The 17,959-nt window shown below is 68.9% G+C and carries 23 protein-coding genes; all 23 read right to left on the bottom strand.

Annotation, left to right across the window (positions count from 1 at the left end; genetic code table 11):
* Positions 1-263: 263 nt before the first annotated feature.
* Positions 264-635, bottom strand: coding sequence for a hypothetical protein (locus tag D7X74_RS26895; RefSeq protein WP_120535864.1), 372 nt, complete (start codon positions 633-635; stop codon positions 264-266).
* A gap of 114 nt (positions 636-749) precedes the next feature.
* Entirely contained in the window at positions 750-1,346 is a 597-nt protein-coding gene (locus D7X74_RS26890; protein WP_120535863.1) for a hypothetical protein, read from the bottom strand.
* Positions 1,347-1,476: 130 nt separating this feature from the next.
* Positions 1,477-1,953, bottom strand: coding sequence for a SycD/LcrH family type III secretion system chaperone (locus tag D7X74_RS26885; protein WP_120535862.1), 477 nt, complete (start codon positions 1,951-1,953; stop codon positions 1,477-1,479).
* Between the two features lie 3 nt (positions 1,954-1,956).
* On the bottom strand, positions 1,957-2,439 hold the full coding sequence (locus D7X74_RS26880; RefSeq protein WP_120535861.1) for a hypothetical protein: 483 nt from the start codon (positions 2,437-2,439) through the stop codon (positions 1,957-1,959).
* A 51-nt stretch (positions 2,440-2,490) separates the two neighbouring features.
* Positions 2,491-2,766, bottom strand: coding sequence for an EscU/YscU/HrcU family type III secretion system export apparatus switch protein (locus D7X74_RS26875; protein ID WP_120535860.1), 276 nt, complete (start codon positions 2,764-2,766; stop codon positions 2,491-2,493).
* Positions 2,767-2,775: 9 nt separating this feature from the next.
* Positions 2,776-3,852 (bottom strand): type III secretion system export apparatus subunit SctU, encoded by a 1,077-nt coding sequence (gene sctU / locus D7X74_RS26870; RefSeq protein ID WP_120535859.1) that lies wholly within the window; start codon positions 3,850-3,852, stop codon positions 2,776-2,778.
* A gap of 18 nt (positions 3,853-3,870) precedes the next feature.
* Positions 3,871-4,689 (bottom strand): flagellar biosynthetic protein FliR, encoded by an 819-nt coding sequence (locus D7X74_RS26865; RefSeq protein WP_120535858.1) that lies wholly within the window; start codon positions 4,687-4,689, stop codon positions 3,871-3,873.
* Positions 4,686-4,952, bottom strand: a complete 267-nt coding sequence (fliQ, locus tag D7X74_RS26860; RefSeq protein WP_014398418.1) for a flagellar biosynthesis protein FliQ — start codon at positions 4,950-4,952, stop codon at positions 4,686-4,688. The genes D7X74_RS26865 and fliQ overlap by 4 nt, the downstream gene beginning before the upstream one ends.
* Before the next feature lie 16 nt (positions 4,953-4,968).
* Positions 4,969-5,799 (bottom strand): type III secretion system export apparatus subunit SctR, encoded by an 831-nt coding sequence (gene sctR, locus D7X74_RS26855; RefSeq protein ID WP_120535857.1) that lies wholly within the window; start codon positions 5,797-5,799, stop codon positions 4,969-4,971.
* 10 nt (positions 5,800-5,809) lie between these two features.
* Positions 5,810-6,610 (bottom strand): flagellar biosynthetic protein FliO, encoded by an 801-nt coding sequence (locus D7X74_RS26850; RefSeq protein ID WP_199741899.1) that lies wholly within the window; start codon positions 6,608-6,610, stop codon positions 5,810-5,812.
* A gap of 102 nt (positions 6,611-6,712) precedes the next feature.
* Entirely contained in the window at positions 6,713-8,083 is a 1,371-nt protein-coding gene (gene sctQ / locus D7X74_RS26845) for a type III secretion system cytoplasmic ring protein SctQ (RefSeq protein WP_120535856.1), read from the bottom strand.
* The gene (locus D7X74_RS26840; RefSeq protein ID WP_120535855.1) at positions 8,080-9,006 is read right to left on the bottom strand and encodes a flagellar hook-length control protein FliK; all 927 of its coding nucleotides are present in this window, start codon (positions 9,004-9,006) and stop codon (positions 8,080-8,082) included. Before D7X74_RS26840 ends, sctQ begins: the two co-directional genes overlap by 4 nt.
* 34 nt (positions 9,007-9,040) lie before the next feature.
* On the bottom strand, positions 9,041-9,529 hold the full coding sequence (locus D7X74_RS26835; RefSeq protein ID WP_120535854.1) for a flagellar assembly protein FliH: 489 nt from the start codon (positions 9,527-9,529) through the stop codon (positions 9,041-9,043).
* Between the two features lie 61 nt (positions 9,530-9,590).
* Complete coding sequence (sctN, locus tag D7X74_RS26830) at positions 9,591-10,904, bottom strand: type III secretion system ATPase SctN (protein ID WP_120535853.1); 1,314 nt, start codon at positions 10,902-10,904, stop codon at positions 9,591-9,593.
* Between the two features lie 16 nt (positions 10,905-10,920).
* Positions 10,921-11,598 carry a FliH/SctL family protein gene (locus D7X74_RS26825; protein ID WP_120535852.1) on the bottom strand — a complete coding sequence of 226 codons (678 nt, stop codon included), beginning with the start codon at positions 11,596-11,598 and terminating at the stop codon, positions 10,921-10,923.
* 24 nt (positions 11,599-11,622) lie between these two features.
* Complete coding sequence (locus D7X74_RS26820; RefSeq protein WP_120535851.1) at positions 11,623-13,746, bottom strand: hypothetical protein; 2,124 nt, start codon at positions 13,744-13,746, stop codon at positions 11,623-11,625.
* A 107-nt stretch (positions 13,747-13,853) separates the two neighbouring features.
* A complete protein-coding gene (locus D7X74_RS26815; protein ID WP_120535850.1) occupies positions 13,854-14,672 on the bottom strand; it encodes a type III secretion protein in 819 nt (272 codons plus the stop codon).
* Positions 14,673-14,780: 108 nt separating this feature from the next.
* The gene (locus tag D7X74_RS26810; RefSeq protein ID WP_120535865.1) at positions 14,781-15,173 is read right to left on the bottom strand and encodes an ATP-dependent helicase HrpB; all 393 of its coding nucleotides are present in this window, start codon (positions 15,171-15,173) and stop codon (positions 14,781-14,783) included.
* Between the two features lie 40 nt (positions 15,174-15,213).
* Positions 15,214-16,050, bottom strand: a complete 837-nt coding sequence (locus D7X74_RS26805; protein WP_120535849.1) for a sigma-70 family RNA polymerase sigma factor — start codon at positions 16,048-16,050, stop codon at positions 15,214-15,216.
* A gap of 9 nt (positions 16,051-16,059) precedes the next feature.
* Positions 16,060-16,455 (bottom strand): hypothetical protein, encoded by a 396-nt coding sequence (locus D7X74_RS26800; protein ID WP_120535848.1) that lies wholly within the window; start codon positions 16,453-16,455, stop codon positions 16,060-16,062.
* Positions 16,456-16,480: 25 nt separating this feature from the next.
* On the bottom strand, positions 16,481-16,915 hold the full coding sequence (locus D7X74_RS26795) for a lipopolysaccharide assembly protein LapB (RefSeq protein ID WP_120535847.1): 435 nt from the start codon (positions 16,913-16,915) through the stop codon (positions 16,481-16,483).
* A 98-nt stretch (positions 16,916-17,013) separates the two neighbouring features.
* On the bottom strand, positions 17,014-17,568 hold the full coding sequence (locus D7X74_RS26790; protein ID WP_120535846.1) for a hypothetical protein: 555 nt from the start codon (positions 17,566-17,568) through the stop codon (positions 17,014-17,016).
* 138 nt (positions 17,569-17,706) lie between these two features.
* Positions 17,707-17,959 (bottom strand): hypothetical protein (locus D7X74_RS26785; protein ID WP_120535845.1); only part of this gene is annotated, 253 nt, incomplete at its 5' end.

Below are 17,959 nucleotides of genomic sequence, written 5' to 3'. Positions count from 1 at the left end.
CAGCAATCCCACCAGCCCCCAAGCCACCGCCTTGTTCGTCCAGCGCATCCGCGTCCTCCTCGGGTTCTGACTCCGTCCGGGCTCCGGCCTGCCCGGGTCCATCTGTCCCCAGACAGGTTCTATCGGAAGAAACAGCAAGGTAGCGACCCTTCTGACCCAGGCACCCGAGCTGCCTGGGCGCTTGCCCGCAAAAAGCAACTGCCGCCCCCCACCTCGGAAGGTGGGACGGGCGGCAGCGGGACTTCAGCAAGCGTGGGGACGACTCAGCCCCACATGTCGCCGATGAGCTCCTTGCGGCGGGACATGAGCTTCTTGAAGAAGTTGTCGTCGCGCATCTTGTCGAAGGTGGCGACAGACTCGTTCTTCGAGGCCGACTTCTTCGCCTCCGCCTCGATCTCCGCGGGCGTCGCGTTGGGGTTCGCCTGGATGAACTTGTTCATGTCATCCTGGATCTTGCCCTTCACCTTGTCGATGCGGCCCTCGCCCAGGAAGCTGAGGCTGCCCTTCGACTCGTTCATCCCGGCGACGGCCGAGTTGATGACGTCCGAGACGACCTTCGTCTTCTCCGCCTCGGAGGTGTTCGACGTCTTGTACTGCGCGTTGCTCGCGCCAACACCGCTCACTCCACCAGCCATGGGGGAACTCCTGGAAGGAAGTTGAATCTTGAGGGGATTATCCGCGCCGGAGATTGGGAGTTGCGTGGCAGGTGGGCGATCTCCTCACGAAGAGCGCCCCCCTCCCGCGGACGGCTAGCCCTTGAGCTTGCCCAGGGCGGGGTTCTTCATCCACGCCTTGAACGACTCCAGGTCCTTCTGCACTTCCTGCGTGCTCGGCGGAGGGGCGTTCGCGATGGAGGGAGGAGGAGGCACGTCACCCGTGATCGCGGCGCGCTTCTTGGCCGCGCTGTCGCTCACGAAGGCGTCCTTCGGCCCCGCCTGACCGGCGGCGGCCGCGGGCTTCGCGACCTGGGCGGGAGCGGCGGCGGCGGCGGGAGCCGCGGCGGAGGGCTCGAAGCCGCGCGAGGTCAGGTAGTTCTGCATCCACTCCACCGCCTCGATGAGGACGGGGGGCATGGTGGCCAGGGCCGGGTTCTTGCCCGCCTCACCCAGGTGCCGGTTGAAGGCGTCCTTCACGTCCTGGTACAGCGCCATGTTCATGTGAGCGCCGTCCTTGGTGTTGACGAGCAGCTCGGACATCTTGCGCAGCACCTGCTGAAGCGTCCCGGTCGCGCCCTTCGAGGCGGCATCCAGCCCGGAGATGATGCCCTCGCGCTTCTTGGTCAGCTCTTCCGGCGCGGCAGGCGGCATCTCAGCGGGGACTCGCGGATCAGGATTCGGATTCGACATGGAACTGTCCTCGGGTGAAGGGGGGATTCAAGGATGACTGACACATTCACCCTAGCAGAAGATCCAGGGTGTCTAGAAACTCCTGAAGCTCTCCGAACCCTGGAATCCCCCAGGGTTGCGCGGCCGGATTTCAGCGCCGCGTGAGGGCGGTGACCATGGCGCCGGCCTTGCGCACCACCGGATCATCCACGGGCGTCATCGCCGCAGCGCGGCGAAGATCCTCCAGCGCCTGGGGCTTCTGGCCCATGGCCAGCTTCACCTCCGCGCGGCCCACGTAGACGGACGGATCCTGCGGCGCCAGCTTCGCCGCCACGTCGAAGGCCGCGAGCGCGCCCTGCCCGTTGCCGGCCGCCATCTCCACCACGCCCAGCGCCTTGGCGAAGTACACGTCCGTGGGGTTCACCGCGTACAGGCCCTGGAAGAGCGTGCGCGCCTCGGCCACCCGGCCCTGGTAGAAGAAGAAGTAGGCCGTCTTGGCGATGGCGTACAGCTCATCGTTCGAGTAGCCGCGCACCTCGCGGAGCGTGGCCTTGCCTTCCGCCCAGCGCTGAAGGAGCGCGGTGAGCTTCGCCTCGTCCTGCGGATCCTCGGGGTCCAGCGACGCCATGGATCAGTAGCCCTCGTCCTTCTGCTCTTCCCACATGCGGCGGAGGATCTCCTGGGACTCCGCGCTCACCTGATCCACCAGGCCCAGCATCGCGGACTCACGCTGCAGCAGGGCCTTGAGGCGCTCCAAGCGCTCCGGCGGCGCGTTCACCCGCGACAGGCCGCGCTCCAGCATCCGTTGCTGTCCGTCGCCCCCGCGGCCGGCGACACTGGCCAGGTAGGGGCGGTCGCTGAAGCCCTCCAGGTCCGCGTCATGCCCGCCCGGGTGCGGCGGCAGCGGCAGGCGGAGCTCCTCCGACGAGTGCGCCGGACCGATGGAGTCCAGGAGCGCCGCCGAGGCCAGCGCCGGGTTCTTCGGGTTGCCTGCCTTGCGCAGCTTCTTCGCGCGCTCGAGCTGGGCGGGGTCCACCAGCCGCTCGCGGACGCTGCGGGGACCACCCCAGGGCCAAAGGGCTGTACTGGGGGGAGGATTGTTGATTCTGGCCATGGTGGCCCGACTTCAACCCAGGTGAGGGGGCCGCGTCCAGCCCCCCTGACGTCAGCCCGCCTGCTCCCGCTGCAGGGTGTAGATGAAGTTCAACACCTCCGCGACCGCGTCGTAGAGCTCCTCCGGAACCTCCTGCCCCACGTCCACCCGGTACAGGGCGTGCGCCAGGGAGACGTTGCGCATCACGGGGATGCCGTACTGCTTGGCGATCTCCTTGATCTTCTCCGCCTTGAGGCGCATCCCCTTGGCCACCACGCGAGGCGCGCCGTCCGCCTGCTTGTCGTACTTGATGGCGATGGCGATGTCCGCCTCTTCGTCACTGGCCATGGGCCCTCCTCAAGCGCGCGCCGTGGGCGCCGCTTCCTGTTTCAACCCGTAGACGAAGTTCAGGACCTCCGCGACCGCGTCGTAGAGCTCCTCCGGCACTTCCTCGCCCACCTCCACGCGCAGCAGCGCGTGGGCCAGCGGGACGTTGCGCAAGAGCGGCACGTCCGAGGCGCGCGCCAGCGCCTTGATGCGCTCCGCCTTGGCGTCCATTCCCTTGATGAGCACCCGGGGCGCCCCGTCCTTGCCCTGGTCGTAGATGAGCGCCACCGCGACGTGGTCCGGGTTGGTGACGATGACGCTGGCGTCCTTCACCGCCTCCATCTGGGCCCCCTCCATGATCTCCTGGTGGAGCTCCTTGCGCTTGGCCTTGTGGTGCGGGTCGCCTTCGCTCTGCTTGTACTCCTTCTTGACCTCGTCCTTCGTCATCATCATGTCCTTCATGTACGACTTGCGCTGCCACCACACGTCGAAGATGCCGAAGATGACGAAGAGCATGAGGATGCGCACGCTCACGCGGTAGATGATCTCCCCCAGGATGACCATGATGCCGTCGGTGTCCTGCCGCACGGTTTCAATCACGAGGGGCATGGAGTCGCGCACCACGCCGTAGACGACATAGGCGGCGACCGACAGCTTCACGAGGTTCTTGAGCAGTTCCACGAAGGTCTTCTTCGTGAACATGTTCTTCAACCCGGCGATGGGGTTGAGCTTGTCCATCTTGGGCATCAGCGGGTCCATCGTGAAGAGGGACCCCACCTGCAGGAAGTCCATCAACCCGCCGAACACCGCCGCGCCCGCCGCCACCGGGACCGTGAGGAGCAGCATCGTCCGCAGCCCCATGTAGAGCAGCTGGGTGGTCGCGAGCCCCAGGTCCTTCGAGTGGGCGATCTGATCGAAGCTGAAGCGGAAGAGGACGGCGACCTCCTCCTCCACCGTGCCCCACGTGGCCCGGGCGATGCCCATGCCCGCGGCGAGCACGGCCACGGCCGTCAGGTCCTTGCTCTTCCAGACCTGGCCCTTCTTGCGGGAGTCGTCGAGCTTCTTCTGCGACGGCTCCTCTGTTTTGTCGCCACTCTCTTCCGACATGGAGGAATCCCGGGGCGCCTAGGCCAGAAGCTGGATGGCGCGCTGGACCATGCGGAGCATGTTGCCCAGCTCCAGTTGCATGCGTCCGACGATGACGTGCATCGCGATGAACATGATCAACACGCCCATCAGCGGCTTGAGGGACATGGCGATGAAGAACACCTGGACCTGCGGCGCGACGCGGTTGATGGCGCCCAGCGCCAGGTCGGTGCAGAACGCCGCCACCATGCCGGGGCCGGCCAGCGCCAGGCTCACCGTGAGCAGGTTCGCGAAGGCGCGGATCATCAGGTCGAAGAAGGGCCACACGCCGTGGCTGAAGCGCGGGAAGCCCTCCAGCGGGACGACCTGGAGGCTGTCCGCGAGCGCGCGGATGATGATGTGGTGCCCGTCCAGCGACAGGAACAGCACCACGGTCAGCTGCACCTTGAGGCTGGAGAAGAGCGACACCTGGGTGCCCAGCTGCGGCACGAAGAGCTGGGCATTGTTGCTGCCCGACATGGTGTCCATCAGCGTGCCGGCCACGCGGGCCGCGTCGAAGACCGTGTTGACGATGTACGACAGACACAAGCCGATGAAGATCTCCTTGCACAAGAGCGCGATGTACGGGAGCGCGCTGATGGGGATCTTGTCCAGCCGGTCGGAGACGGACGGGAACAGCACGATGGAGATGAGCAGGCCCAGGCCCAGCTTCATCTCCGCGGGCACGACCTCACCGCCCAGGAACGGGCTGAAGATGAGGATGGGCATCACCCTGCACATGATGAGGGCCACCGTGAAGATGGTGACCGACAGGTTGATCCGAGTGCCCAGCTCGGCCATGACTTCGCCGATGTTCATCTGCCGATGAGCGCCGGAAAGCGGTCGAAGACGTGGAAGGTGAAGCGCAGCAGTTGGCCGCCAATCCACGGACCCGTCATGGCCAGCACGCCGAAGACGAGGACGACCTTGGGCGCGAACGTGAGCGTCTGCTCTTGAATCTGCGTGGTGGCCTGGAACAGCGAGATGAGGAAGCCCACCAGGAGGCTCATGAGCACCGGCGGCGCGGAGACCACGAGCACCAGGAACAGCGCCTCCTGGGTGATGAACGTGAGCTGATTCATGGGAGTGCGGTGCTCCTTACAGGTAGCCGATGACCAGGCCCTTGGCGATGAGGTACCAGCCGTCCACGAGCACGAACAGCAGCAGCTTGAAGGGCATGGAGATGGTCGTGGGCGACAGCATGTGCATGCCCAGCGCCAGGAGGATGTTGGCGACCACCATGTCGATGACGATGAACGGCACGAAGAGCAGGAAGCCGATCTGGAAGGCCTCCTTCAGTTCGGACACGACGAAGGCCGGGACGATGACCATGAAGTCATTGGGCCCGATGTCCTTGCGGTCCTCTTCCTTCCGCATCTTCTTCGCCAGGCTGTAGAAGAGCGTGCGGTCCTTGTTGGTGACCTTCTTCATCAGGAAGTCACGCAAGGGCTCCTTGGACTTGTCCGCGGCGCCCAGCAGCGTGCCCACCGTTTCCGAGGAGAAGACCGCCGTGCCCCGGGACCAGATGTCCACCCCGCCCGCCCGGTACATCTCCTGGCCGATGGGGGCCATGATGTAGACGGTGAGGATGATGGCCAGGCCGGTGATGACCTGGGTGGGGGGAATCTGCTGGGTGCCCAGCGCCGAGCGGACGATGGAGAGCACCACGGAGATCTTCACGAAGCTCGTCACCATCATCAGCGCGAACGGCAGCAGCGACATGGCCGCGAGCGCGAGGATGAGGATGAGGGGCCGGGAGGTGAACGAGTCGGAGTTCACCGCCTCCTTCACCAGGGAGTCCGGCATGGAGGTGTCCGCGCCCCCCTTCTTCGCAGCGGACGCGACGAACGGGTGCAGCGATACGAGGGCCGCGAAGAGCCAGGGTGGAGCGCGGAACAGGGGCGAGCGGGCGGGAGACGAACGGTTCACGTGACGGCCTTCAGACGCCCGGCGGCGGCGTGGGGCCACCGGTCCGGCGGGAGAGGAGCTTCTGGAGGAAAGGACTCAGGGACACCGGGGACGACGGAGGCCGCGCGGCGCGGATGCGCTCCACGGCGTCCCGGTCCAGCTTCGACACAAGTTGCACGCCACCCTCGCCGCCACCCACCAACAGGTACTCGTCCGCGGCCTTCAAGACGAAGAGCGTGCGCCGTTGATCCAACGGGATGCGCTCCATCACCGACACGACCGACGCCTTGCCCACGGGCACGCCCTGCAACCCCATCAGCCGGCGCAGACCCACGTTGAGCGTCAGGTAGATGGACGCGAGCACCGCGCCCAGGAGCGCCACCGTGCGCACCACCACCCAGCCCAGGCTCTCCTGCTCCTCCGGAGCGGCGATCCCCAGTTCCTTGTCCAGCTCATCCGCGTGGCGCGAGGCCCGGTCCGCCGGATTCGCGGCGTCGGGCTCCACGGCCTGCGCGGCGGGCTGGGCCGCGACGGCGGGCGCAGGCGATGCGGCAGCGGCCGGTGCGTCGGCGTCCGCTTGCGGCGCGACGGTGGCCTTCGGCGCTGACGGCGTCAGTGGGACGACCGCGGCGGCCTTCGATGGAGGCGCCGCCGGCACGGGCGTAGCGGTGGCCTTCAGCGCGGTCGGCGCAACGACGGCGTCAGCCTTCGCCGGAGGCGCGGCGGGAGTCGGTTGCGGCGCCACGGGCGCCTGCGCCAGGACGGCCGACGACGCGAAGAGCAACGCGGCGCCGAGCAAACCGCGCGAGGAGGAGAGACGGAGGACTGCCATGGATGGGCGCGAGCCTAGTGCACCCGAGTCAGGACCGCCACGGCCCCCAGCGTGACGCGGGTCCCCTGCCCGCCTGCCCTGGGGTGCACGAGGCAGGAAGGCTCATCCCGCCAGGGTGATGATGCGCACGCCGAGCTGTCCGTCCATCTCGACGAGCTCGCCCCGGGCCACCACCTTGCCGTTGACCGACAGGTCCACCGGCTCACCCGGCCCACGGCGCAGGTCGAGGACCTGCCCTGTGCGCAACCCCACCACCTGCTCCGCCGTGATGGCCACGCGCGCCAGCTCCACCGCCACCTGCAGGGGCAGGTCGCTGAGCAGATCGCTTCCATCCCGGTTGTTCGCGTCGTCCAAAGCCGCCCCTTCCAGTTCCGGAGGTACGTCCAGCTCCGGGTTGGTGAAGTCCTCGTTCTCACTTCCGCCGGCCCCGGGCTCCGCCTGGGAGTGGCCCGTCTCGCCGGGGACGACCTCCGTGATGCGCGCACGGTAGCGGCCGTTCTCGACGAACACGTCCGCCGCGAGGTGACCGGTGCGTCCCAGGCCCAGCCGCAGCTGCGCCGTGCCAGCCTCGCCCCGGTCCGGCCGCGCCGACAGCGCGTCCAGCAGCAGCACGTCCTTCACCCGCAGGGAGGCCAGGTCCTGGGCGGACAGCTCCGCCACGCCAATCTCCGCGCGCAGCCAGTCGCGCAGCGTGGACAGCCGCCGCCCGTGCGCCTTCATGTTCGCGCGGCGCTGCTCGCGGCGCTGGGCGCTCTCCACCGCCGGCTCGGCCGCTTCCAGCACCGCCGACGGAATCACCAGCCGCACGATGCCGCGGTGCGGCCCCACCACCGCGTTCAGGTGCACCGCCAGCATCGGGCCGTCCTCGCCCAGCCGCGCGGAGATCTCATCCACGCCCCGGGCCACGCCGTCCAGCCTCGGCCGGGGAACCCCCTCTTGCAGCCCGGGCGCCAGCTCCTTCAGGGCCTCCAGGACGACGTAGCCCATCACGCCCTCCTCGATGTCCGTCAGCGGCCGCAGGCCCACCGTCTCACCGGCGCCGCCCAGCAGCAGGTCCACCGCCGAGTGCGCCAGGGACAGCTCGATCTCCAGCACGCCCCGCCCCGCGAGCGCCCCGGGCGCGAGCACCGCCAGGAAGGACGGGTCGCCCAGGAAGCGGCGCAGCTCCGTCATGGGGCGAGCCTGGGCGGACTCCACCGTCAGGCGCACGTCCACGTCGAAGAGGGCCTTGAGCCGCGCGCAGAGGGTCTCCAGCGTGCCCGGGTTCGGCGTCAGCCAGCGCAGCCGCTCCGCCAGCAGGCCCTGCGCGCGCGACACCTTCTCCAGGTGCGTGAAGACGAAGGGCCGCCAGGGCAACACCGGCTGCTGCGGTGCCGGTGCCGAGGCGGGCTTCGCGGGGGGACCCAGCTTCCGGGTGTCGACCAACATGGTGCGCTCGTAGATTCCGGGTTCGTCGTCCGGCTCCAGACTCATGTCTTCGCCTCGAACCGCAGCTGCTCAAGCGCCAGCCCGCGACCTCCCAGGGCACTGCGCAGGCCCTCGCTGTGCTCTTCCAGCAGCTTCAGCGTGTCGCGGTCGCTGCCGCTGAAGGTGGCGGAGATCTTCCCGTTCCTCGCGCTGACCTTGATGGACAGGCCGTTGAGCACGTCCCCGCGCAGGTCGATCTGGAACTCCGCGTTGCCCAGGGCGTTGGTGCCCACGCGCACGCGCTCCACGATCTTCTGGGCGATCTCACTGGCCATCTGGCGCAGGCGCTCCGAGCCGGCCATGTCCTTGGGCTTCGCCACCGGGACGGGCGCCATCAGCGCGGGGTTGAAGCGGAAGCCCGCGGCGGCCATCTGCCCGCCCTTCTCGTCCTTCTCCTTGCCGCCGCCACCACCCGCGCCCTTACCGCCGCCGGCGTTGACGTCGACCTTCATCTCGCCCTTCTCGGCGCTCAGGCGGCTGGACTCGCCTCCGGCCTTGGTCAGGTCGCCGTCGCGCACGTCGTTGGAGCGCTTGTCCTCCTTGACCTCCGACTTGCGCGTCTCCGAGCGCTGGGTCAGCGACTGCGTCTCCCCCTGGCGCTGGGACTGCTGGGCGCCCTGGGCGGACTCCCCGGGCTTCGCCGAGCCGGTCTCCTTCTGGGCCAGCTTCTCGTCGAAGGTCTTGCCCTGGCCCTGGGTGGCGCGCGCGAGCACTGCCTTGGCCAGGCTCTGGGGGGACTTCGCGTCCGTCGCGGCCTTCGGGTTGCCCTTCTCCTGCTGGCCCTTCTCCGCCTGGCCCTGCTGGACCAGCTTGGAGAAGAGGGACTCACCCTCCAGGCGCTTCTTGCCCTTGGCTTCGGCAAGCCTGCGCTCCTGGATCATCCGCTCCGCCATGCGCGCGGCATCGCGATCGTCGTCAACTCGGCTCATGGCGTCCTCTCCTGACTTCGGGGGCGGCGGGAGGTTACTTGCGCTGGCGGGCCAGGAACAAGGCGTTGCCAATCTCCTCCTGGTTCAGCTCCTCGCGCTGCTGGCGCTCCTGGCGCACCTGCTTGACGAAGGTTTCCTTGTTCTTCTCGATGGCCTTCAGCTCCTTGGCGGCCTCGGCCATCAGCATGCGCCGCTGCTCGACCAGGCGGGCGGCCGCCTTGACGACCTCCTTCTGGTGTTCGATCTGGAGGGCGACCTGGGCCTCTTCGTCCTTCAGGCGCTCCTCGAAGCGGCCCATCATGTTCATGCCGTTGATGCCGGCGCCCTTGGCCATCATCTGCTGGAAGTACTCGGCCACCTTGGCCTTGCGCTCCTTCTTGCGGCGCTCCAGTTCGGCCTCCAACTGGGCCTGAACCTGCTTTTCCTTCTCCAGCGCCTTGATGGCGGCGGAGAAGGCCTGCTCGGCCTCCTCCTTCGCCTTCTCACGCATGTCCAGCAACACCTGCAACCGGTACGGGGGCATGGTGGGGGCATCCTAACCGGAAACGCCCCGCCCGTGCCCCCACCTCCGGGGACGGGGGCCGTCAGTCCTCGAAGAGGGCGATGAGCTGCTCCACCGTCTCCTCGAAGGGAGAGTTGGAGTGGGTGTCCTGCTTGAGGAAGTCGATGATGGCGTCGTACTTCTCGATGGCGTAGTCGGTGCGCGCGTCGGCCCCCGCCTGGTAGGCGCCCAGGAGGATGAGGTCGCGCTGCTTCTCGTAGGTGGAGAGCGTCTCGCGCAGCTTGCCGGCGGCCTTCTTGTGCTCCTTGGAGACGATGCCGCTCATCACACGGCTCAGGCTCGCGAGCACGTCCATGGCGGGCCACTGGTTTCGCTCGCCCAGGGCACGGTTGAGGATGAAGTGGCCGTCGAGAATACCTCGGACTTCGTCGGCGATGGGCTCCTCCATGTCACCGCCAGCCACGAGGCAGGTGTAGATGGCGGTGCACTTGCCCTTCTCCGAGTTGCCCGTGCGCTCCAGGATGCGCGGAAGCATGGAGAAGACGCTGGGCGGATAGCCCTGGCGCGCGGGGGGTTCGCCAATCGCGAGGCCGATGTCGCGCTGGGCACGCGCAAGACGCGTCACCGTGTCGAGCATGAACAGCACGTTGCCGCCGCGCTCGCGGAAGTACTCCGCGATGGCCGTGGCGACGTAGGCGGCGCGCAGACGCACGAGGCTGGGCTGGTCGGACGTGGCGCACACCAGCACGGCGCGCTTCATGCCCTCCTCGCCCATCGCGTCCTCGATGAACTCGCGCACCTCACGACCACGCTCGCCGATGAGCGCCACGACGCTCAGGTCCGCCTGGGTGTTGCGGGCAATCTGGCCCATCAGCGTGGACTTGCCGACGCCGGAGCCTGCGAAGAGGCCCACGCGCTGGCCCTCGCCCACGGTGAGCAGCCCGTCGATGCAGCGGACGCCCAGGGGCAGCGGCCGTTCGATGCGCTGGCGGGTGAACGGATCCGGACAGTCGCGGTCCACGGACCAGTCGATGAGCCCGTCGCCCTCCAGGGGGCGGCCGTCCATGGGTTCGCCGATGCCGTTGAGCACGCGGCCCAGGAGCGCGTCCCCGCACTTGATGGTCAGGGGCTTACCGGTGGGGATGCACTCGCTGTCCGGACCGATGCCGTACAGCTCGCCCAGGGGCATGAGCATCACCTCGTCGCCCACGAAGCCCACGACCTCCGACTTCATGGCGCCACGGGTGCGGCTCTTGACGAGCACCACCTCGCCGATGCGGACGTTGGGCACGCTCGCCTTGATGACGAGGCCGGTCAGTTCGGTGACGCGGCCGCGCACCCGGACGAGGGACGCCTCCTTGATGAGGTCGTAGTAGCGCGAGAGGTCGATGGCCATGGCTGCTTCCTCCGGCTCAGGCCGGACCGCTCTTGCGCGCGGGGTCTGGCAACAGGAGGTTCTGGAGCATCTCCAACTGGGTGGGCAGCTGCGCGTCCACCGTGCCGAACTCCGTCTGCACGATGCAGCCCACCGGAGCGACCTCCAGGTCCTCCTTGATGGCCAGGTCCACCGTGCGGCCGATGAGCTCCATCAGCACGGGGCGCTTGGCGCGAAGCACCGCGGCCGTCTTCGGGTGCACCCGCAGCACCATGGCGCGCGCGTTGCGCAGGTTGTCGATGGCCGCGGCGCACAGGTCCACCATCAGCTCCGGCTCGCGCTCCAGGTCGCGACCCAAAATCTTCTCCGCCATCTTCAGCGCCAGCCCGATGATGTCCTGCTCGTGGGAGGTCATCAGCTCCCCGGCCTGGATCTTCGCGCGAAGGACGATCTCCGTCGCCTGCGCCAGGCCTTCCTGCCGCCCCGCATCCTTCGCCCGGGCGAACAGCTCCTCCTTCTCACGCTGCGCCTCCGCGAGGATGCGCTCCTTCTCGCGGTGGGCCTCCTCGATGATGCCCTGGGCGCCCTGACGCGCCTCGAACACCTCGGCGTTCATCACGCCCGCGCGCGGGGGTCGCAGCACCGGTCGTTCGGACGCGGCGACGACCACCGACTCCGACACCCCATCCCCCTTGATTACCTTGCCGATCGCCATGGGCTGCTCCTTGCGGGCCGGATGCTAGCGCGTTCCGCCGCGCGGTCCACGCCCTCCAGACCCTCCCGGCTCTTCCGGGGCCTCCCGGTTGGGCGGGGGGCGTCTGCGGCCCACCTGCGTGCCCTCGGAGGTGGAGCGCTGGGACGCCTGGCCAGCGGCCGGGGCAGCACGGCCCGCGAGCACGCGCGGGGGACGCTCGGGTTCGCCTCCGGGTTCGGGACGCGCCGCGGAGCGGCTTCCGGTGCGCGAGCCCAGCACCCGGGCCCCCTCGGAGGGGTCCGGACGTCGAGGCTCGCGGGGAGCCTCCTCGGAGGACGGCCGCGAAGGGCGCTCCGCCCGGACAGGACGGCCCTGGGGTTCGTCGGAGGGCGCCGGGCGGGACTCGCCCCGCATGCCCAACCTGGCGGGTGGCGGGCCGATGCGGGCCCCTTCCGGATCGATCTGCCCGGGGCGCGTGGGCCGGCTGCCTTCCGGTTCGCGGCGGCCGGAAACACCCCCGGTCGACGTCCGGGGCGCCGCCCCCCGTTCGCGCTCCACTGGCATCCGGCGCATCTGGGAGCCGTTCGCGTCCCCTTCCGGCGCCGCCGTGGACGTGCGGGGCCGTTCACGCTCCACCGGCATCCGACGCATCTGAGAACCGTTCGCGTCGCCTTCCGGGGGGACCATGGCCACCCGCGACACGGGGCCCCGTTCGCGCTCCACCGGCATCCGGCGCATCTGGGAGCCGTTCACATCCCCTTCCGGCGCGACCATGGACGCACGGGGCGAGGGGCCCCGCTCACGCTCCACCGGCATGCGGCGCATCTGGGAACCGTTCGCGTCCCCTTCGGGAAGGACCGGCGGGCCGCGCCCCTCTCCCGGAGGAGGGCGTGGACGCCCCGCTCCCGGCGACGCGCCCGGTCCCGCGTCACGGCTGGACGCGGCCCCCGCGCGGCGGGCCGCACGCTCGGCCATGAAGTCACGCTTGGCGCCCGCATCCTCCGCGGGCGCGCCTCCGCCACCACCCCGCAGGGCCTTGGGGGCCCGCAGCGCGGGCGACCGCGACGGATCCGGCGCGGTGGTGCGTCCCGCCGGGGGCCTTGCGGCCGGGGCCGCCTGCCTCGCGGAGGGAGCGCCCGACGCGGGCCGGCCTTCCGGCGGCGGCGCGGCCTTGCGCGCACCCGGCGGAGGCGGCAGCACGGCGGAGGGGCGCGGCGGCGCCGTCAAGCGCACCGGCCGCTCGATGAGGCCGCGCACGGCCAGGCGCTCCAGGTCCATCACGATGTCGGTGCGTCCGCCATCGCCCCGGGCCGTCGGACGCGAGCGCTCCTCGCGCACCCACTTCGCCACCAGCTGACCGAACTCACCGCGGTGCTTCTCCAGCATGCGCGCGGCGAACTCCGGCGACTGCGCCACGCACGCCCGCGCCAGCCGCTGCACACCCGCGCTGCGGATGGCGCCGGCCGGCCGGGTGAAGCCTTCATGGAGCGTGATCTGCGCGCGCGCGTCCTCTTCCGGCAGCTTGCGCGGCGCATTGGCCGCCACGGACTTGCTCGCGAGTTGGAGCAGGTCCGGCGGCAGCGCCTCCAGGAAGCCCGTCAGCTCTCCTTCGGGGAGCCCCGCCAGCGCCGGGCCGAGCACGCGCGCGCCCAGGCGGTCACTGACCGTGAGCAGCTCGCGCGTCTGGAGATTGAGCACGTCCGCGAACTTGAAGCCCGCGGACTGACCGGCGACCTCGCGCGCCAGCGCCTCCTCCAGCTTCCAGCGGATGATGTCCAGGACCTGCGGGCGCACCTCGCGGGTGAGCTTCACGCGCGACGGCGGCAGGTGACCGCGCACCGCGTCCGCCATGTTGCCGGGCAGCGCGCGCAGCGTCACTTCCACCAGGGCCCCGCGCTCGCGCTGCAGCAGCGCCGCCAGCCGCTCCGGATCCGCGGTCCAGAGCTGACCGCGCCGGTCCTTCATCAGGCGCTTGAGCTCCTGCACCACCGCGGGCAGGCGCTTCTCGCGCGGAATCTGGAGGATCTCCTGCGCCCGGTGCCGCAGGAGCGCGCTCTCCTCGTCGGGAAGGTGCTCCAGCGCGGCCATGCTCTCCTGGCCACCGAAGGTGACCGCGGTGAGGAGCAGCATGGTCTGGCGCTTGCTGAGCGAGGTGAAGAATGAATCCAACGGTCACCTCGCGGGCCCCCTGGTGGCCCGCTGAAGAAAGAAGGCATGTCCCCGGCCTGGAGGACATGTCCCGTGGCCCGCCCCAGGAGGGCCACGGAGGACCGACGTCACTCCGGACGACCACCCCGTGCGCGGGCAGGACGCGCCGCCGCGGCGGCCCCGCCCCCTGAACCGCCGCGCATGAAGGTCCACGCGGTGAGGCCCATCATCGCCAGGATGAGCGCGAACGCGCCGCCGAGGATGATCTTGAACGTCGAGGCGCTGGCCGCCGTCATGCGCACGCCGAGCACGTCCTGGAGGCGGTTCGTCTCGCTCATCTCCGCCGTGGGGGCCATGGCCTCCGTCATCAGCACGGTGACGGCCTCCGGCTTGAGCTCCGACACGGAGCTGGCGACGAACTGCTTCACCGCGTCCGGGCTGATGGGGGGCTTGCCGGGCTCGTTCGTGCGGTACTTGATGAACACGGAGGCCGACGGCATCGGCTTGTTCTCCGGCTGCGACAGGTCGTTGTTCTCCGGGATCATCACGATGGCGCGCGCCTCCAGCACGCCGTCGATCTGATTGAGCGCGTTGGAGACCTCACCGGCCATGGCCTTGAGGAGCATGGCGCGCTCCTCCGTGGCGGTGGGCACCATGCTGCCCTTGGCGAAGTGGGACAGGCCCTTCTCCACCGGACGCGGCAGCGAGTTGCGCTTCAAGAGCTCCGCGGCCTGCGCGGCGTCGCCCTTGGGGACGACGATGGTGAAGCGGACTTCGTTGCCACCCTCCGCCTTCTCCTTCTTGGCGTTGATGCCGTTCTTGCTGAGCAGCACGTAGATTTCATTGGCGTCCGCCTCCGTCAGCTCGTGCTGCAGCTCGATGGAGCAGCCGGTGAGGAGCAGCAGGGCGAGGAGCGGGGCGGCGAAGGCGGGCGTTCGGCGAGTCATGGGCGGGACGTAGCTTAACAGGGCCCTTGCAAAACGCGGAAGGGCGCCCCCTCCCAACCCTGGGAGGGACCGCCCTTCGCATGCCGCCATGGCCCGGCGGGTGGAAACTCAGACCTGCGTCTTGACGACGTCCTTCAGGCCGCTGGTGGCCTTCTCGACGACCTTCGAGGTCAGGTCGAGCTCCTGCGAGTACTTGTACATGGACGCCTGGAGCCCGAGCAGCTCCGCGTTGGACATGTTCTTGCCGGAGCTGGCCTCCTTGATCAGCTTGTCCATGCTGACCTGGCCCTTCTCCAGACCGGAGACGAGGTCGGACACCATGCCGCCCGACTTGCCCGTCTTGGCGGTTTCGGCCTTGGCGTCCACGGGCTCGGCGCCCTTGGCGGTGGCCGGCTGCTGGGCCGCGCCGCTGACCTTGTTCATGCCGGCCTTTTCCGTCTTGTTGACGGTCTCGACCTGGCGAACGGTGTCCACCTTGTTGGCGGCCTGGGCCTTGTTCACGCCCTGGGCCGCGTCCGCCTTGTCGGCGCCCTGGGCCTTGTCAGCGAGAACTCCGTCGAACTTGGACGCGCCCGTCTTGTTCGTCTGCTGGGCGCCCTGATCCTGCAGCTTTTGCTGCGCTACCTGTCCCGCGGAGATGCCGCTCATCGGAGCCGCCATGTGACACCCTCCTTGCATCCGTCGAGGGGGGAGGGAGTTCCTCCTCCTCGTTCAAGAGTTCCTTGAGCCGGTCAATGGCGCGCGCATGAAGCCGCGACGCCCAGCTCTTCGACTGCCCAATCTCAGCCCCTGCTTCTTCCAGGGTCCTGCCCTGGAAGTAGTAGCCCTGCAGGAGCTTGCGCTCTTTCTCCGGAAGCTTCTCGATGGCCGAGCGCACCCGGTTCTTCAACTGCTCCATCTCCAGGCGCTGATCCGCCGGGAGGGATTCGTCGACATACCCCGCCGCCTCCGCCCCTTCCGCCCCCGCCGCGAACACCGCGGCAAGTCCCGCCACGGCATCCGAGATGTCTCCAATATCATCGTCGAATGACGACCCGCGGTTGCTTGATCCCTGCTCGCGGTCCGCAAGATTTCCAAGATAGGCGGTCGCGCGCTCGCCCTGATAGGCGGTGCGGGCATCCGCGCCCCTCAGGACGCCCATCTTGCGGAGGCCATCGAAGATGGCGCCCTTGATGCGGTAGTGGGCAAAGGTAAGGAAGTTGGCGCCGACCTTGGGGTCGAAGCGTTCCGCGGCCTCGAGGAGGCCGATCTGCCCATAGGCCAGCAGTTCGTCCAGCTCCAGCTGGGCGTTGAACTGCTTGCGCACGGTGGCCGCGAGCGACCGCACGTACGGGCCGTACTTCTCCAGGATGACCTTCCTGTCTTCACCCAGAGGCAAGCGGCGCGCTCACTCGGCCTTGGACCACAGCCGCTCGAGAACCTGGTTCAACCGAGGATCATCCTGCAAGGCACCGGCGATGCGGCCCGTGAGGGCATCGGACTTCATGTGCAGCTTCTCCTGGAGCACCTCGGAGACGAGCGCCTTCGTCGCCTCCTCCTTGCTCTTGAAGCCCCCGTTCTTCAACCGACGGGCGATGGCGAGCGCTTGCGCCGCGATCGGATCCGCAGCCTGGGGGCCCTGGACGTTGCTGGAGCCTACCAGACCTGAAGGCCCGACGAGTGATTCGGTCTTGTCGACCTTGCCGCCGAAGGACGCGCCGGAGGCACCCGCCGCACCGGACGCGCCCTTGACGCCGCCCGCGCGGCCCTTCCCACCCCCACGTCCGACTCCACCGACAGCCATCGACGTACCTCCTTCGTCCTACCTGCTACTTCCGAGGCGGAGGCAGGGCCCCCGCTTCCTTCGCCTGGATGAGCGCCTGGGCCAGCCTGGCGCCGTCGCCTTCCGGTTCCAGGTCCATGGCGGCCTTCAATTCCTTGAGCGCTTCGGGCACCTTGCCCATGAACAACAGGGCCTCCCCCGCGTGTGCCCGGGGCAGCGACGACAGGGGCGCCAGACGCTGGGCCACCCGGTAGGCCTGGAGGGCCTTGTCATGGTGGCCCTGGGCGAACTCCACGGCGCCGATGCCAATCTGCGGCACCTCGCTCTTGGGCATCAGCGCGGCGGCCCCGACGAAGACTTCGCGGGCCTTGTCGAAGTGACCCATGTCGAGCCACAGATAGCCGGACTCCAGCAGCACCATGGCCGGCTGGCGCGCCAGGGGCACGAGGCTGTTGGCAATCTCCGAGGAGGTTTCCGCCATGGACGTCGCGCTGCCTTTCCCGTGGCCGGAAGCACGGAAGGCGGCCGTCGAGGGCCGCCTTCCTTGCACCGGTCAGTTTGTCCGCTGAAGCCCGAAGCTTAGCGGATGTTGCCGATGGAGTTCTTGGTCGTATCGTGCCGCGACTTCATCACGTTGGAAACCGCCGTGAAGAGCTGCGACTCGTGCTGCATGGCCGACTGCATGTTCAGCAGCTTCACGTTGTCGTCCATCATGGCCTTCAGGCTGCCGTTGTTCGTGAGCGAGTCGCTCACGCCGCCCGCGCCGCCGACGCTGGTGCCCAGCGTGGAGGAGCCGCCCGTGCCCGGGACGCCCGCGCCCGTGCCGGGCATGGACGTGGTGGGCACCGCGCCGGAGCCGGTGTTCATCACGCCGGCGTAGGGGCCGCCCGCCATGCCGGAGCCCGCGGCGCCGGAGAAGGTCTGCGCGGAGGAAACCGCGGCCGAGACGATGCCCGCGCCCGGCACGAAGCCGGCCACGGAGCCCACGCCCGCGCCCACGACGCCCGCGGCGTTGTTCAGGCCGTTCTGGACACGCGCGCCAAAGCTCGTGTTCGGCGTCTGCCGAGCCGTGGTCATCTGGGTGTTCATACGCAGGTTCGGACCCATCATGCCGCTGTCGATCTTGACGCCCATTTTCAGCCTCCGCGCTGCTGCCAGCGAATTAAAGGTGAGCCTGGGATCATCCCTTGGCTCTTTCAATGGATTATCGGGGATGCCAGCCTCAGGTTGCCTGCTGGTGACAAGAAATCGTCCAGGCCCCCGAAACGCCTGTTATTTCCGGCCCTTGGGCTGCTTGGACTCGGCGACGAGCTTCTCGCGGACGTCCACGAGCATGCTCAACAGCTCTTCGGCCCGCGCGATCGCAGCCTGGGCCTTCTTGCCGGTTTCCGCGCGCGGCCCCTTGAGGCCGGCGAGGCCCTCCTTCACGGGCGCGAAGAGCGCCTGGACGTCGTCGGCGGAGGCCTTCTCGATGAAGGTCTCGACGGCGGGATAGGAGGGCATGGGCAGCTCCGGGGGAGGGGTC

This window comes from Corallococcus sp. CA047B, assembly GCF_003612065.1.
Lineage (GTDB): Bacteria > Myxococcota > Myxococcia > Myxococcales > Myxococcaceae > Corallococcus > Corallococcus praedator.
This window is presented reverse-complemented; position numbering and strand designations above follow the sequence as displayed.